The sequence below is a fragment of the Marinomonas sp. ABL3_031 genome, from assembly GCF_056161265.1.
Map to the genome: position 1 here is coordinate 64235 of NZ_JBSWYU010000002.1, position 16045 is coordinate 80279.

Here is a 16045-nt window from a genome sequence, read left to right on the forward strand (position 1 = left end):
CTTACTGCAAACTTAGCGTAAACGCCCCTTCAGGCGTTACTGGCAAATACTTTTCATAAAAGTCAAAGTAGGCTTGATCTGGATTCAGATCAGCAAACAAATCTGGATACATAGCCTTAGCATAAAAAGCAATCATGGCACTGTCTATAATGGTACGACATGCACCATGGTAAGCGCCAAACATGCGATTATTCTTCACCGCAGACAAACTTGACCAGCCAGTACGCTGTTTAAAACCTTCTAGACGTTGCAAGGCTTCTTCTTTATCCACGCCTTGACCCATGATCATGGCATCGGGAGTATTAGCAGATTCATAACCTGTCATCACAATCACATCTGGGTTAGACGCGATTACTTGCTCAGGGTTAAGTTTGCCCCACCATTCGACGAAAGGTGCAGAGATATTATCGCCACCCGCCATAGTGGAAATCGCACCCCACATGTTTTTACCAAAGGTATAGCTCAGCTCACTTGGCCCCATCGAGCCAAACTCAGTGTACACTTTTGGCTTAGGTAGATTGGCTTCTGCCAAACGTTTGCTGATGCCTTCAACACGGTCTTGGTATTCTTGGGCAATCTTCGCAGCACGCGCTTGCTGACCCGTTACCACACCAATCAGTTCGGTACTTTTCAGATGACGCTCTAACGTTTGTGCGTTGTAATCCACCACTAAGACAGGAATACCGGCTTGTTCAATGCGCTCAATATCCGTGCCTAACCCCTTATATTGCCAATCTGCCAACAACAGCAAATCTGGACGCAAAGCGATGACTTTCTCAACCGAGAAGGTTTTGGTGTCAACACGGCCAATACCTGGAATGTCTGCCAAGGAAGGACGATGTTTAACGTACATATCCCAATTGGCAGGACGGGCTTGCCAAATGTATTTGGACATACCCACTACATTGTCATAAGCGGCTTCCGTACCGATTGCCATGTAATCTTCAGGGTAAAAACCCACAATGACTCGCTGGGCAGGACTGTTAAAGGTCACTTCACGATCCAACACGTCACTTACTGTGACCTGTTTAGCCCAAGTTAAGCTTGCCATGACAGCAAACAGAAGCGTTATGAACGACTTAATCATAATAGAACCTTTTGTCTGATTTTTAGTTTTGCGTATGATAATCGTTCTTACTTAAATTAAAAATACTTTTCTCGTATTTTGTTGTTAATCAAACCAAAAAATAAGCCACTTAAAACTAAGTGGCTTATTAATTAGTAATTAGCTTTATTTAAATGCTAGTTAACTAGATCAGCTCAGCTATTCTGTACGGAATTTCGCCACCATAGCGTGTAGCTCTTTACCCAGTTTATCTTGTTTATCACATAAGCCAGCTACGTCGTCTGAGAGTGCTGACACTTGTTGCGCAGAGTGACTAATATCACTGATATTGGTATTAATGTCTTCCGTTACCGCCCTTTGCTCTTCTGCGGAAGCCGCTGTCTGCATGGTCATATCTCGCATCTGCTTGACAACCTGCTCGATTTCTTCGAACGAATGCAAAGCTTGATCCGACAAACTCATCGCAGTTTGCGATTCATTCAAACTGATCGTCATGGATTCAGACGCTTGCTTGGTTCGGCTGGCCAATAAGTTTAATATACTGGCAATTTGCTCGGTCGATTCTTGAGTACGACCTGCCAAGGTTCGTACTTCATCGGCCACTACCGCAAAGCCTCGTCCCTGTTCCCCTGCACGAGCGGCTTCAATGGCCGCATTCAATGCCAACAAGTTAGTTTGTTCAGCAATGTCCTGAATGGTCGACAAGATTTGGTTGATGTTGGTGGTTTCCTTTTCCAGTTCAATAATGATATCGCTGGATGATTTAATACGCTCTCCTAAGCGGTTGACGCCATCAGCACTTCCCTTCAGCAAGTCTTTACCAGCTACTGTGGTTTCTAAGCCTTTTTCGGAGAATTGTGCTGAATGGCTACAACTCTCGGCGGCTTCACTGGAAGCCAATACCATCTGCTGACCCGCTTCAACAATCAACTCAATGGATTGCAACTGGTTCGCTGTGGATTGCGCCACTTGCTGAGCCTTGCAAGCGGTTTCTGCTGCCACTTCGTCCATTTGTGCACTGGATTGTTTGATTCCTACTATCAAGCGGCGAGTGGAGTCGATAAACTGGTTAAACCAACCAGATAGCTCACCTGTTTCATCTTTATTCACTATCTCAAGTTTAGAGGTTAAATCCCCCTCGCCCTCAGCCAGCACCTTCAAGTGATTGGAAACAGACTCGATCGGTGTTACCAAACCTTTTGCAATGACAAAAGCAGCGGCGAAACACAAAAGTATTAGAATCACACACACCACAACAGTGGTATGAATCAATTCATAAGTGCTGGCGTAAATTTCAGCACTTGGCATCAAGCCAACAAATTTCCATTGCAAATCAGGTGACGTCATCACATTGGCGTAATAATCTTGACCATCTAAGGTAAAATTCAGCATGCCAGTGGAAGTGTTAGCGATTTGTTGATAAGCATCGCCACTTAGTTCGCCTATGTCTTTAAAGTTATTATCAGGACGAATCGCATCCACTAAAATCTTGCCAGTGTTTTCGATAACAATAATACTGCCTGAATCGCCCAACTGGGTATGATTGACCATGTCTGTCAAGGTTTTGATGGATACATCCACTGCCACAGCGCCACCAACCTTATTACCCTTCTGATAAGCTCTAACCGCAGATACGTAAACCGCATCGTCCGGTTCCCAATAATAGGCGTCACGCAATACCGTATTGCCCACATTCTCCATAGCAGTGGTGTACCAAGGACGTTTCTTTGCATCAAACTCAGCGTATCCATAAGTACCCGGCCATTCTAAATAACCGCCCCCCTCATCTCCGGTGTAAACATAAGCAAAATTAGGGTTATTCGTGCCCACTGCCTCAAATAAGCTGTACAGCTGTGCTTCACGGCCACCATTGCTAGCGGCGACGTCTTTTGGCGCTTTTCCTTGCTTCTCAAAATAGGTCGTGAGCGGTTTGGCTTGCGAGTCTGTTACAGCCTCACTGGCGGCCAAAAAGCCCACTGTATATTTAATATCTTTAATGAATTGATCAAAATTCCTTTCTACCGCCCCGACAGTCTGCTCACTGTTTTTTTCGAAGTTATGCAAGGCTTGATTTGAGGCGAGAAATCCAGTGATAGTACTCACTATGAGGATAGGTAACAGTGCGGCCAGAGAAAAGGTAATCAACAATTTCGTTTTGATTTTCATAAGTCTAAATCCAAAAAAATACCATAATGTACGAAAAACCGAGTCGCGCTTCCTTGGGACCCGTTGTCATCAGCTATTTTAGATAGCTTAGGTAAAAATTACACAATCAGCTAATTTTTACATCATTATTTATGTAACTTTATTAACCACTTGCTTTACTTCAGGTAACGTTGTCATATCATTGCTCACCCAAGAGGAAAATAATGATGCGATATTTGGCTTTTCCACCGTCATACGCTTGGCTCTTGGGTTGGTGGGTGAAAACAGCCATTGGGCGGCGATTTTTCATCTTCAATTGACTTGATGCTTGTGTGCCCAAGTTCAGCGCGCTGGAGTGGCAAAAAAACCGTTTAAAAACATCAAGAAAAACGACATTTCTTGACCTCTTAGAATGGCAATCTTGGTTGTCGTGAAGCTTGGTATTAAGGAATATTATTGACAATACGAATGCTTGCATCTCGTAACATGGGAAGCACCTTTTTTTCCAAATAGGCATTGTCCATACTGCCCTGTGGCCAAGCCAATGACAAGCACCCTAATAAGACGCCATCCATTCGCCTAATTGGCACAGCAATAGACTCTATGCACAACCCATTAATGCTTTGGTTATCGTACTGAGAAATTTGTCGAACACCGTAACCTAAGATTTTAGTTTGCTCAATCATTTGGTTTAACCAAATACTATCATGAGCTAACTTACCCTCTTTCGTTTTCAGTTTCTTCAAATTATAAATGACATCAGATCGTTCATGACTATCACAAAACGCTAGAAAACAACGACCCACGCCAGAATAAAGGAAATCCAGTTCACTCAAAGAGGGCCTACAATTGAAAAAGGACGAACGTTGACGTGTCGTTTCAATGAACTTCATCCTGTTAATATTTCGAACAGCGATACCAGATGGCCAATTTAGTGTCTGATAAAGATTATCTAAGACTGATACACTCGCTTCCGCTAAGCGTGCTTCTCGAGATTTAGGCAGAGTCTCTTCGATAATAGAAGAGGATAAGCTGTATTTGTTCTCACTGTGAGATTTTACTACCCAACCACTCAAACTGAGCGTTTTCAATATTCTCAGCAATGTCGCTTTGTTTATCCCTGTACAACGTTGTAATTCAGAAAGAGAGAGCGAAGATGTCTTTTGTAGCGTGTCCAGCACTTGCATCGCCCGTGTAACGGAATCAATTGATTTCACCATAACGCAAACCATTTAAGCATCAAGAGATAGCATTACTAAGGCATATAGTTTAACACTGTCCTAGTTAGCATCCTGCTCAGCAATATCTCATTATTATTTTTATAAGAATTAATTATAATGCTTCAGCGCAACACACGATCATTCAAAAAATAGAAATATCCAGTGTTTTTTGAGATAAAAAAACCGTCCAAGTAAAAAGGGGAGTATTACTTGAACGGCTTCCTTTTATAATAATAAACTATTTAAAATAAATTTATTATTAGTAAATTATATTGACACCTAATGCGACATTATCAGCTGTAGTATCATAATTCGCGACTTCAGCCCAAAACGCAATGTTCTTCCCAGTCTGCTTCTTAATTTGATAAACCGTACCTTGATTATCATTGGCATCGACATCTGAGTCTTTATTGTAGTAGCCAGCTGCAATCGAATAACCATGGTTAAAATGGTAACGTGCAGTAACGCCCAACGTATCGAAATCTCCTGCTGAACCAAAAGTATCTTTATTCATTTCATAAGTAGCACCGAGATCAAGCTTATCGAATTTATAACCTGCCGTTATAGCAGAACGCGTGTAGTCTTTAGATGCACTCGCTAGACCTTTACTAACAATGACCTGACCTGCACCCAAGTTCAAATTACCCTCCTTGTAAATCACACGGTAAGCCTTTGCATCAATATCATCGCCGTTATCTTCATTGATAGAAAGTGTCGCAAGAACCAGCTTGACTCCCAAAAATTTAGGAGACGCCCAAGCAATCACGTCATCTCCCTCAGAAGGTTGCGCAAATAGAGTATTACCCGAAACAGAAGTGCTACCAGAATGTGCCTCATTGTATTCAAATATATCTACATTGGAATAAAGTTCGACTTGTTGCCCACTGGTAATTCGTGGTGCTAAGACAAAGGCACCGTATGCGGTTGGAAAGATAGCATTTGCTTCTTTGATGTGAATATCTGCCTCACCATCGGTACCATTAGTATCTCTACTGTTAATGGCATCCGATAGATCCGCTTTAAGCTTATAAAGCATAGTAAATTCTTTGGCTTTAACTACGCCATTCACACCAACTTCAGCTTCAAAAGCCTCTGGATCAAGGTCTTTATCTTCAACACTCAACACCCCAAGGCTAGTTAAGTAGGTAAAGTTTGGCTTATTTACAAGCAGTTCGGAGTCGTCTGCTGCGAAAGCAGTTTGAGTGATTAGGAAGGGAATTGACAATGTCATTGCCAATAAATTGCGTGTGTTGTTCATCATTATAATGCCCTTTTTTTAATAATTGTTTTATAGAACATCTGTAGATTATCAACATTGTTTTATATTTAAACAATGTGTTTCACTGAGTGAAACACATGCTTGCTTTCGACATATTGCACCAAGTTCAAAGCATAGGAGACCTAGTAAGGAAGGTTGAAGGGACGAACAAATCAACTGATTCGCACCTTCTAGAGAAAATCAGATAAGCGAGGTGATTACTTTAGAAACATCGGGCAATATTGTGGTGTTGTCTTTTTGCATCTCTGCACAGAGATCTCTTATAAAAGGAACTTGTTCTGGATACGCTTGCAACCAAACCAAAAGCGAAGCCTGAACCTCCTCTAAACTTTGCTCCTGACTCACAGGAGCTCCTAGCGCAATGAGTTTTTCTTTGAAATCCACTTCATCAATCAAATCGACAATCATCATATAATGTCACCTCAATCATGGTTTAATGCTAACGAATCACCTTTTCTTCCAACAAGAAGTCAAAAATGGCTTGCGCTTTTTCTTCCGCCGTTTCGTTTTTCAACACTTTACCACCGCCGCCAACAGGTTTCGCCGTTGCCGCTTTAAAGCGATCAGCAGCGGTTTTAGCTTTTACCACCTTCATACGCTTTGCTCTTGGCTTAGCCGGTGAAAATTGCCATTGTGCGGCGACTTTATCTTCAATGGAAGCGGTATCTATTACTTCAATGTCCGCTCGTTGACCCGGCCCAAAAGCCGTTTGACGAGGTGCTTTCGCCGCCTTATCAAGGGTTGCAACAAAAGGTAAAGCCACTGTCACTAGACGTCTTTGACCTCTCGGTAATGCCAGCAAAACTTGTGCCACTCCATCGTCAATGGACTGAATTTCGGCTACCCTAGGCAACAGCGGCCAACCTAATTGTTCCGCCAATAAATACGGCAGCATACCTGACGATTGACCCATTTCTGATCGCACCCCCATTAACAACAATGAGGCCTCTTGTTCCTTAACATAGTCCGTTAAAGGCAATAAAACATCCTCATTGGCTTGCTGATTAATAACAGATAATTTAGGCAAGCCCATGCCCGCGTATTGACGCAAGACGGGAGAATCCGCACTACCGGCGTGCACCACTGACAGACTCATCCATTGACCTTCTTGCAAGTTGAGTCCCATTTCTAACGCACGAGCATCTTCCTCGGCGCGGCGCTCACGGCCCGAATGGGGATGACGTCCAATCGATACTAAGGCTAAGGCTTTAGGCAACATGACTTACCTCCGACGTGGTTTCATTCTGTTGCAATGTTTTGCCAGTATGCTGCTGTGCTAAACGACATAATTCGGCTAAAACCGCTTCACTGTCGGCAATCACCGCTAAATCGGCTCGTTTCACCATATCGCAGCCCGCATCCGTATTGATGGCAACTATCTTGTCGCATTGGCCAATGCCTTGCATGTGCTGAATCGCACCTGAGATACCCACCGCCACATAAACACGCGCCGTCACCCAAGTTCCCGATGCACCGACTTGACGCATTCTCGGCATATAACCATCGTCCACTGCCACACGACTGGCGCCTTCCGTTGCCCCCAACAAGGCAGCGCAATCGCGAAATTGTTGCCAGTTATGAATACCATTGCCCGCCGATAGGATAAATTCCGCTTCCGCTAACGGCACAGCATTTGGATCGACCGCAATTAAGCCTTTATCTTCCAGCCGCACCTCGACAGAGGATTCACCTTCCAGTGCTAAAGGTAAGACCTCGTGACGGGTTTCATCAATGGCTTGGCCACATTCTTCTAGTATCATCAAAATACGTGGCGTATCGCGATGAATATCCTGACTGCCAGACGCCGCTCGACAAATCGTCGTATCGCTAGACACCTGCCAAGCTTGTGTCGCAGGACGCTCATCCAGTTTCACCGCCAAACGCGATGCTAAATCGGTACCGCCATGCACACTGTCAGGGAATAACCAATGTTTTGGCTGATAGATGGACTCTATTTGCAATAAAGCCTGGAGACGCTTTTCTGGGGCAAAGCCTTCGTATTCAGCGGCCGATAAATGAACCAAACGATCCACACCCGCCTCATCAAACTGAGTTTCTTTGGATTCACCAAAACATACTGCGACCACAGCTAAATTCTCATCGGCATTGAGGGCTTTTCGCTGTTTCGCTAGCTCATGAGCCAAGCCCAATATGTCTTTATCCTGCCCTGTGAGGCGACCCCCCGCCATGTCCGGCACCACCACAATAAAGGCATTGGGTTCCACCACTTGGTGTAAGGGCAATGTCACTTCCTGAGCTGCTGAACTGCGACGTTTCGCACCTGTTGCGGCTTGACCATTGCCCGCTAACCGATCAATTCGCTTAATGCCATTGGGGCCAATAAAACCCACTTGGTGAGGGTTTTTCCGTATTAAACCAGATGGTCCACGTACTACCTCAGACACTTGCGTCATGGCTTGATGCAAAGGGTGAAGACGATTGCGTGCTATCCATTCGGCCCTAGGATCACGACGTAGGATATCTTCATGTTCTGTCATGCTGCACCCTCGACCTTGTGTTCAATCAATTGCTCAACCAAATGCTCGGCCATGATTTCGGCAATATCACGCACTTGTGGACGAGGCTCGACGACCCCTTCCAACATGGCGGTACACTGCTGGCAACCCACTGCGACCAACTCCGCTCCCGTTGCCACCACGTCTTCAATGCGCATGTCAGCAATGCGTCTTTCACCAGGAATATCCGTAATCGGCGCACCGCCACCACCGCCACAACAACGCGAGCGATAACCAGAGCGTTCCATTTCCGCTACCTCTATGCCCAAACTGGACAATAAGGCTCTTGGGGAATCGTATTCGCCATTGTATCGACCAAGATAACAAGGGTCGTGATACGTTACCTTGCCACCTTTAAAGCGATCGACCTGCAACCCGCCTTGCTCAATAAGACGATTCAAGAAAGTCGTATGGTGTAAGACCTCCACGCCGTGCAAAACGCCAGCTTGATCAAAGTCGGCGTATTCATTTTTCAAACAGTGGAAGGCATGAGGATCCGTCGTAACCAAGGTGCTAAATTCATACTGAGCTAAGGTCGCCAAGTTGCGTTTTGCCAAACTTTGAAAAGTCGCATCGTCCCCTAATCGACGCGCCACATCACCACTGTCTCTTTCTTCATCCCCTAAAATCGCCACATTCACATTGGCAGCTTTAAGTAATTTCACAAAGGCTCTGAGTATGCGCTGGCTACGCATATCAAAGGCACCATCCGACACCCAAAACAGCACCTCGGCTTTTTTAACGTCTTTCATCACCGCTAGATTCTGATCCGCCGCCCAATGGGTACGGCTGCCCGGGGCATAACCATTTGGATTGTCCGTGGCAATGATATTTTCTAATACTTCAGCGCCCTTGTTTGGCGTGTCACCTTTTTCAAGGGTCAAAAAACGTCGCATGTCGACGATGGCATCCACATGCTCAATCATCATAGGACACTCTTCCACACACGCTCGGCAAGTGGTGCATGACCATAGGGTATCGGCACTGACCAGACCTTCCGTAATAACCTCTTGTGGCGAGCCACTCGCCTTACCAACAGGCACCTTGGGATAAGGACTGCCTGCGTATTTTTCATCTGTGCCACCCGCTAACCCCACCACCATATCTTGGATGAGTTTTTTCGGGTTTAACGGCTGTCCCGCCGCAAAAGCTGGGCACATGGCTTCACAGCGACCGCATTGCACACAAGCATCAAAGCCTAATAGTTGATTCCATTTAAAGTCTTCAGGTTTGGCAACGCCATGAGATTCGCCCCCCAAATTGGCCGGTTTCAAACCGGTAGAGCGGCCGCCACCAAACCGTTCGGGACGACGGTGAAACGCCAAATGTAAGGCTCCCGCAAAAGCGTGCTTCATCGGGCCGCCCCATGTCATGCCAAACAGCATTTCGCCCAAGCTAAGCAGCACTAACAAGGCCAATACCAAACTCACCAAGGTCAGACCAATATTGCTCAAACTTAGACCCTCCGGCAAAATCCCAGCCGCAGGTAAGGTCAGCACAAAGAAAGTGATGGCAAAGGTAAGTAGACTTTTCGGCAGACGCATCCACGGCCCTTTTGAAAGGCGCGAAGGCGGATTAAGACGGCGTTTAAAGACAAACACAGCACCGCAAAACATCATGCCAAGGGCGGCCAATAACATCCACGCCAAAATACGACTTTGAATGTCGAACAAATGCACCAAGATCACCAACACCATGGCTAAAACAAAACCGCCCCCTGTGGCAACATGAGTGCGAGACATGTATTTATCTCGCTCAACCACATGGTGGAGATCGTGAAGATAACGCTTTGGCATGGCCAGTAAACCGGCCCAAATATCGACTTTTTCCGCTTGCCCCGCGCGCCACAAACTGGCACGACGCACCGCACCTATGGCGGCCAACACCAACAAGGTGGCGATCAAAGAAGGAATTAACCAATCAAAAATCATTTTTTACCCTCAATATTGAGCGTATTTAAAACAACAAAGCCCATTAACAAGCTCAGCCAGCCTTTGCTCTTATAGGTCCTTACAAAGACGCAAAGCATCGTACATGGCGGCATGAATGTTACGCTGCGATACGCAATCCCCCAAGCGCCATAGCAGCATACCGTCTAGCTTATCGACCAACAGCTCAGGCTGAGGCTTGATATCAAACAAGGCCTCATTATCAATCTGACCTTTGTTGACTGAGTTGGCTTTGAGAGCGTAATAAAGTTCTTCGTTTGGTCTTGTGCCGTTCTCTACGACCACTTGATCCACAACGCGCTCTTCTTTTTGGCCTGTGTATTCGTTTTCCAGTACCGCGACCAGTTTGCCATCTTCTCGGTAGACTTTTTCAAGCAGCATGTCGGACGTCATAATGACTTCTTTTTCGTACAAAGATCGGTAATAAGTCGGGAAAGTCGTCCCGCCTATGCCGACACCGGGTTTGATATCATCGGTCACTAACTCCACTAGGGAGCCTTTTGAGGCAAGATAGTCCGCTGCAGACATACCGGAGAATTCACAGATAGTATCGTAGATGAGTACATTTTTACCCGGCTCCACGGCACCATTTAAAATGTCCCAAGTCGACACCACCAAGCCATCGGCTGCCCCCCATTCTGGGTTTTGCTCAAGGAAAGGGCGACCACCGGTACACAAAATACACACATCTGGTTGCAAGGATTGAATCAAGTCAGCGTCGGCTGCCGTGTCCAAACGAATCTCAACGCCAAGACGCTCAACTTCCATGATCAACCAGCGAGAAATGCCGGCAATTTGATCACGCTGTGGTGCTTTCGCTGCTAAGCTGATTTGCCCACCCAACTCAGACGCTTTTTCGATCAAGGTCACCTTATGACCACGTTCCGCTGCCACACGGGCCGCTTCCAAACCGCCAGGGCCACCGCCGACCACCACCACATTACGAATCGGCCCAGTGGTCTTTTCGATAATGTGTGGCAAGCCCATGTATTCACGAGAGGTTGCGGTATTTTGCACACATAATACATCCAAACCTTGATACTGACGGTCGATACAATAGTTTGCCCCAACACATTGGCGAATCTGATCGACCTGATCCATTTTAATCTTAGCAATAAAATGCGGGTCGGCAATGTGCGCACGAGTCATGCCGACAAAGTCCACGTAACCCGCTTCTAGAATACGCTTCGCTTGGTTCGGATCTTTGATGTTTTGAGCGTGAATCACCGGCACCTTTACCACTTCTTTAATGCCCGCTGCCAAATGCAGGAAAGGCTCAGGCGGATAGCTCATGTTGGGGATCACATTGGCCAAGGTATTGTGTGTATCACAACCAGAACCCACAACACCAAAGTAATCCACCATGCCAGTGGCATCATAATATTGCGCGATTTGCTTCATATCCTCGTGGTTCAAGCCATCTGGATGGAATTCATCCCCCGTGATACGCATGCCCACCACAAAATCTGGCCCTACTTCTTCACGTACTGCCTTGAGCACTTCCAGACCAAACTTCATGCGGCCTTCGAAAGTGCCGCCCCATTCATCGGTTCGCTTGTTCACTCGTGGCGACCAGAACTGATCTATCATGTGTTGGTGTACGGCCGACAATTCGACACCGTCCAAACCGCCTTCTTTAGCGCGACGCGCCGCTTGCGCAAAGTCACCAATGACGCGCCAAATTTCCTCTTCTTCGATGGTTTTACAGGTCGCACGGTGTACAGGCTCACGAATGCCAGATGGCGACATCAGATTCGGCCAATTTTCCCCATCCCAACGGGAACGACGTCCCATATGGGTAATTTGAATCATGATTTTGCCGCCATGCTTATGAACCGCATCGGCAAGATTTTGGAAATGTGGGATAATACGGTCCGTCGACAAATTCACCGAACTCCACCAGCTTTGTGGGCTATCAATCGATACCACACTGGAACCACCACAGATACACAAGCCACAACCGCCCTTGGCTTTTTCTTCGTAATATTTCACGTAACGGTCTGTGGTCATACCGCCGTCGGTGGCATATACCTCCGCATGCGCCGTACTCACAATGCGATTTCGAATGGTTAACTTATTAATATTGAGAGGCTCAAACAGCGCATCATATTGGGACATATAAAGAACTCCCGCTTACTGGAAAATACGTGAAATGGATTGATCAAAGCCATGCCGGCCCGCATGGCTTAACTGACTTTTATAACAAACAGCTTTAAATAGGCTGCACTTCAAAATACCCCACAGCGCAACCTTCTTCCGCACCACTTTGGGTCTGTGTGGCTTTAGTACGAATGGACGATTTCTGACTGTCTAAAATCTGGTCTAAAGCCCCTGCAAACCAACCAGTGAACATGTAATCCACTTTGCGATTGACCTTCTTACCGTGAATTTTTTCGTAGTGATATACAAAGGCGGAATTCTCTAAACGCACTTTTGCTGTGCCCTTTTCAATGTCCAATTCTTCGGTAATAAAAAAGCCCCAACCACGCTGTGATAAACGCTTTAAATAATGATGCCAGATGTCAGCACCATAAATGCCATGGCACTCAGACTCCTGTTCACACCAAAAGTAAGCCGACTTATAACCCGCCTTATAGAGAATGTCGGCGTAACGCTCTGCTCCAATCTCGTCTTCAATGCCCATGTGGTTATTGACAAAAAAGTGACGTGGTACGTACAACATAGGCAAAGCATCGGTGGTCCATACACCGGTTTCATCGTCCACTTGGATTGGCATTTCTGGCGCATGAGAACTCATATTTCATTCCTTACTATTACAACCACCCAATACGGCGGCAAGATTACTATTCAATAACCGCTGATAACCATCACAGAGAGAAGCGTTACTCGCCCCACACTTCGGCCAATAAATTCACCCAGTTTTCACCCATGATTTTGCACACTTGACGCTCACTGAAACCATTACGCAACAAGGCTTCCGTCAAGTTCGGGAACTCACCGACTGTGCGAATGCCTTTCGGGTTAATGATTTCACCAAAACGGGTTAAACGACGCGCATAGCCTTTGTCGTGAGTGAGGTATTCAAAAAAGTCATGACCATGACCTTGGGTAAAGTCGGTACCAATGCCAATGGCATCTTCCCCCACTATGTTGTAGATGTATTGAATGGCTTCTACGTAGTCATCAATGGTGGCGTTAACACCGGCTTTGAGGAAAGGCGTGAACATGGTCACCCCAACAAAACCGCCGTTATCAGCGATAAACTTAAGCTCTTCATCACTGCGATTGCGTGGGTGCTCTTTCAAACCAGACGGTAGGCAATGGGAATAGGCGACAGGCTTTTTGGATTCAATAATGACTTCTTTGGCAGTATTCGGACCAACGTGAGACAAGTCACACAACATGCCCACCCGGTTCATTTCGGCAACGATTTCGCGGCCAAAACCAGACAAACCGCCATCGCGTTCATAACAACCTGTGCCCACCAAGTTTTGCGTGTTATAGCACATTTGCACTATGCCAACGCCAAGGTCTTTAAAGATCTGTACATAACCAATTTGGTCTTCAAACGCATGAGCGTTTTGAAAGCCCATCATGACGCCGGTTTTGCCTTCCGCTTTCGCACGATGAATATCTTTGGTGGTGTACACCTTGGTTAACAAATCACTGTTGGTCTCGATCAGCTGATTCATTTCCACCACGTTGCGTACCGTGCCTTCAAAGTTTTCCCAAAACGACACTGTACAGTTCGCGGCAGTCAACTTACCTTTGGCCATGTCTTCAAACAATTCGCGATTCCATTTCGCACAAATCAAACCATCAATCACAATGGCTTTATCGTGTAGCTCTGCTGGGGTCATGGTGGGTTCCTTTAGGATCTTAGCAATGAACCCAGTGTAATTTTTCACTCCTTGGGGAAGCTGGCTGTAAACGACTTGAGTAACACTAAAAGCGACTTAGTGATCAAGTCGCTGTGGTAAAGTGATATAAGAGGCATGAAAAGGAAAAACCTTAACCCTAAGAAGTGCATTTCTATGCTGAGGATAATGTAAATTCTATCCCCCCAACTAAGACTGGATCTCAGTGATCACCTCTGCGCTAACCGAATTGGCAATATAACAATGCTCGTGGGCTTTGTGATGAAGTTCGACAAGTTCCTCATAACTAGGGACTCGCTCACCGCCAAACACCACTTTTGGTCTGAGCACCACCTTGGTCATCGCTGTTTTACCCGCTGCGTTCTTGTCCATAATGCCATAGGCTTCATCCGTGTAACTTTCCACAAGGTAGTGATGCTTGGCAATGAATGCCAAAAAGAACAGCATATGACAACTGGACAAAGAGGCCACAAAAGCTTCTTCCGGATCAAGATTGGCCGCTACCGAATAAGGCAAAGGCACCACATCGGGTGAGGATGATGCCGGGACGGTTAAACCACCATCAAACCGCCATTCATGACCACGACTGTATTGATTATCAGTAAACGCTTCATTCTTACCGCGCGTCCATTTTACCCAAGCATGATAACGAGACATAAATTGATCCTTTCAAAGTAAACAAGATAAACAATGCCAAACCATTCTAGCTCAGATGGACATTTGTGCCTCATAAAGTGAACATCAATTCCAACCCGTCAACGCATCACAAACGATGCTAACATGGGAAAATTGACAGTATCTTGATACACTCAGCAAGCTTTTGATTGATGGGCAAGGATTGATGTACAGAAATTTAGGTCGCCTTACGGCATTGTCTTCTTGTGGTGTCTTGCTGTTGTTACTCAGCGGTTGCCAATCCATTTTGAATTTCGATTCGGTTAATTCCGTCAAACAGTTATCCAAACAGGTGCAAGATGCCGATAGCTTGGAAGATGTAAAAGCGATCGCTAAACAAGCTAAAATCACCCGCGATCACATTCGTGCTGATGTAAAAGCCATTCAAGCCTTATACAAGAATCTTGATCAACAAGTGAACAAAAAATGGGGCAAAAATAACAGCCAGTTGCCCAACAAGAAAAAGTACGTCAAATACGTCAATGATTACCAAGCTCGTACCATTGTGGATTTTGATCAGGGCAAAGTGCGGGTGGAAACCCTTGATGCTCGTAGCCCAAGAGATACCTTAACCAAAGCCATAACCACTACCCTACTGACCACAGCCGATCCAACCAAAACCGATATCTTCTCCAGCTCCGCACCCAACACAGATGGCGTGCCCTTCTTGTATCCGCAAGTCATGGACAATGAAGGCGTACTGGTAAAATACCCTTGGCGTGCTGGTCGCTACGCTAATTACTTGGTTAGCAATCAACTTAAACGCAGCACCATTAATGGCAAGACAGTCTATGCAGTCGAATTTGATTTAGTCGAACAACACGAACATTTACGTCAAGAAAAATACAGCCAATACGTTCTCGCTGCGGCCAAACGTTATAACCTAGAACCCGCATTGATTTACGGCATTATCGAAACGGAAAGCTCCTTTAACCCCTACGCAGTTAGCCCTGCCAACGCCTATGGACTCATGCAAGTGGTGCCCGCTACTGCCGGACGTGATGTCTATAAGCTAATCAAGAAAAAGTCTGGCCAACCGACCAAACAAGTCTTGTTCTCCCCTGAACAAAACATCGACATAGGCAGTGCCTACCTACACATCTTGCAAACTCGCTATTTAGTCAAGGTTCGCAACAAAACCAGCCAAGAATATTCCATGATTTCAGCCTATAACGGCGGCACTGGAAACGTGCTCAAGACCTTCGACAGTGATCGTTCGGTTGCTATGGACAAGATCAACCAGAACTCCTCTAGCTCTGTGTATCAAAGACTCAGATACGACCACCCAAGAGCGGAGTCCCGAAAATATTTGGAAAAAGTCACCAAAGCCAAGAAAAACTACGAGTAAATTTACGC

General features: G+C 45.8%; 13 protein-coding genes. 1 reads left to right on the forward strand and 12 read right to left on the reverse strand.

What is annotated here, in order from left to right:
* Position 1: 1 nt before the first annotated feature.
* The 12 genes from ACXAH2_RS02725 to ACXAH2_RS02780 form a co-directional block, all read right to left on the reverse strand.
* Entirely contained in the window at positions 2–1087 is a 1086-nt protein-coding gene (locus tag ACXAH2_RS02725) for an ABC transporter substrate-binding protein (protein ID WP_475076483.1), read from the reverse strand.
* A 177-nt stretch (positions 1088–1264) separates the two neighbouring features.
* On the reverse strand, positions 1265–3232 hold the full coding sequence (locus ACXAH2_RS02730; RefSeq protein ID WP_475076485.1) for a methyl-accepting chemotaxis protein: 1968 nt from the start codon (positions 3230–3232) through the stop codon (positions 1265–1267).
* Between the two features lie 422 nt (positions 3233–3654).
* A complete protein-coding gene (locus ACXAH2_RS02735) occupies positions 3655–4431 on the reverse strand; it encodes a helix-turn-helix domain-containing protein (protein WP_475076487.1) in 777 nt (258 codons plus the stop codon).
* A gap of 259 nt (positions 4432–4690) precedes the next feature.
* Complete coding sequence (locus ACXAH2_RS02740) at positions 4691–5692, reverse strand: porin (RefSeq protein ID WP_475076489.1); 1002 nt, start codon at positions 5690–5692, stop codon at positions 4691–4693.
* Positions 5693–5890: 198 nt separating this feature from the next.
* Positions 5891–6121, reverse strand: coding sequence for a hypothetical protein (locus ACXAH2_RS02745; protein WP_475076490.1), 231 nt, complete (start codon positions 6119–6121; stop codon positions 5891–5893).
* Positions 6122–6149: 28 nt separating this feature from the next.
* Complete coding sequence (gene etfB / locus ACXAH2_RS02750) at positions 6150–6929, reverse strand: electron transfer flavoprotein subunit beta (RefSeq protein WP_475076492.1); 780 nt, start codon at positions 6927–6929, stop codon at positions 6150–6152.
* The gene (gene etfA, locus ACXAH2_RS02755) at positions 6919–8208 is read right to left on the reverse strand and encodes an electron transfer flavoprotein subunit alpha (protein WP_475076493.1); all 1290 of its coding nucleotides are present in this window, start codon (positions 8206–8208) and stop codon (positions 6919–6921) included. Before etfA ends, etfB begins: the two co-directional genes overlap by 11 nt.
* Entirely contained in the window at positions 8205–10157 is a 1953-nt protein-coding gene (locus ACXAH2_RS02760; protein ID WP_475076495.1) for a (Fe-S)-binding protein, read from the reverse strand. The genes etfA and ACXAH2_RS02760 overlap by 4 nt, the downstream gene beginning before the upstream one ends.
* A gap of 69 nt (positions 10158–10226) precedes the next feature.
* Entirely contained in the window at positions 10227–12293 is a 2067-nt protein-coding gene (gene dgcA, locus ACXAH2_RS02765) for a dimethylglycine demethylation protein DgcA (RefSeq protein ID WP_475076497.1), read from the reverse strand.
* A gap of 94 nt (positions 12294–12387) precedes the next feature.
* Positions 12388–12933, reverse strand: coding sequence for a DUF5943 domain-containing protein (locus tag ACXAH2_RS02770; protein ID WP_475076499.1), 546 nt, complete (start codon positions 12931–12933; stop codon positions 12388–12390).
* A gap of 85 nt (positions 12934–13018) precedes the next feature.
* Positions 13019–13996 carry a dipeptidase gene (locus ACXAH2_RS02775; protein ID WP_475076501.1) on the reverse strand — a complete coding sequence of 326 codons (978 nt, stop codon included), beginning with the start codon at positions 13994–13996 and terminating at the stop codon, positions 13019–13021.
* Positions 13997–14203: 207 nt separating this feature from the next.
* Positions 14204–14671, reverse strand: coding sequence for an OsmC family protein (locus tag ACXAH2_RS02780; RefSeq protein ID WP_475076503.1), 468 nt, complete (start codon positions 14669–14671; stop codon positions 14204–14206).
* 184 nt (positions 14672–14855) lie between these two features.
* On the opposite strand from ACXAH2_RS02780, the gene ACXAH2_RS02785 reads away from it, so the two are divergent.
* Positions 14856–16037 carry a murein transglycosylase domain-containing protein gene (locus ACXAH2_RS02785; protein WP_475076505.1) on the forward strand — a complete coding sequence of 394 codons (1182 nt, stop codon included), beginning with the start codon at positions 14856–14858 and terminating at the stop codon, positions 16035–16037.
* The last annotated feature ends 8 nt before the right edge of the window (positions 16038–16045 follow it).

Bases quoted from the DNA above. Each gene is read 5' to 3' on its own strand.
- ACXAH2_RS02760 (WP_475076495.1), bottom strand. From the start codon at position 10,157: ATGATTTTTGATTGGTTAATTCCTTCTTTGATCGCCACCTTGTTGGTG.
- ACXAH2_RS02745 (WP_475076490.1), bottom strand. From the start codon at position 6,121: ATGATGATTGTCGATTTGATTGATGAAGTGGATTTCAAAGAAAAACTC.
- ACXAH2_RS02740 (WP_475076489.1), bottom strand. From the start codon at position 5,692: ATGATGAACAACACACGCAATTTATTGGCAATGACATTGTCAATTCCC.
- etfB (WP_475076492.1), bottom strand. From the start codon at position 6,929: ATGTTGCCTAAAGCCTTAGCCTTAGTATCGATTGGACGTCATCCCCAT.
- ACXAH2_RS02730 (WP_475076485.1), bottom strand. From the start codon at position 3,232: ATGAAAATCAAAACGAAATTGTTGATTACCTTTTCTCTGGCCGCACTG.
- ACXAH2_RS02785 (WP_475076505.1), top strand. From the start codon at position 14,856: ATGTACAGAAATTTAGGTCGCCTTACGGCATTGTCTTCTTGTGGTGTC.
- ACXAH2_RS02775 (WP_475076501.1), bottom strand. From the start codon at position 13,996: ATGACCCCAGCAGAGCTACACGATAAAGCCATTGTGATTGATGGTTTG.
- ACXAH2_RS02725 (WP_475076483.1), bottom strand. From the start codon at position 1,087: ATGATTAAGTCGTTCATAACGCTTCTGTTTGCTGTCATGGCAAGCTTA.
- ACXAH2_RS02770 (WP_475076499.1), bottom strand. From the start codon at position 12,933: ATGAGTTCTCATGCGCCAGAAATGCCAATCCAAGTGGACGATGAAACC.
- dgcA (WP_475076497.1), bottom strand. From the start codon at position 12,293: ATGTCCCAATATGATGCGCTGTTTGAGCCTCTCAATATTAATAAGTTA.
- ACXAH2_RS02780 (WP_475076503.1), bottom strand. From the start codon at position 14,671: ATGTCTCGTTATCATGCTTGGGTAAAATGGACGCGCGGTAAGAATGAA.
- ACXAH2_RS02735 (WP_475076487.1), bottom strand. From the start codon at position 4,431: ATGGTGAAATCAATTGATTCCGTTACACGGGCGATGCAAGTGCTGGAC.
- etfA (WP_475076493.1), bottom strand. From the start codon at position 8,208: ATGACAGAACATGAAGATATCCTACGTCGTGATCCTAGGGCCGAATGG.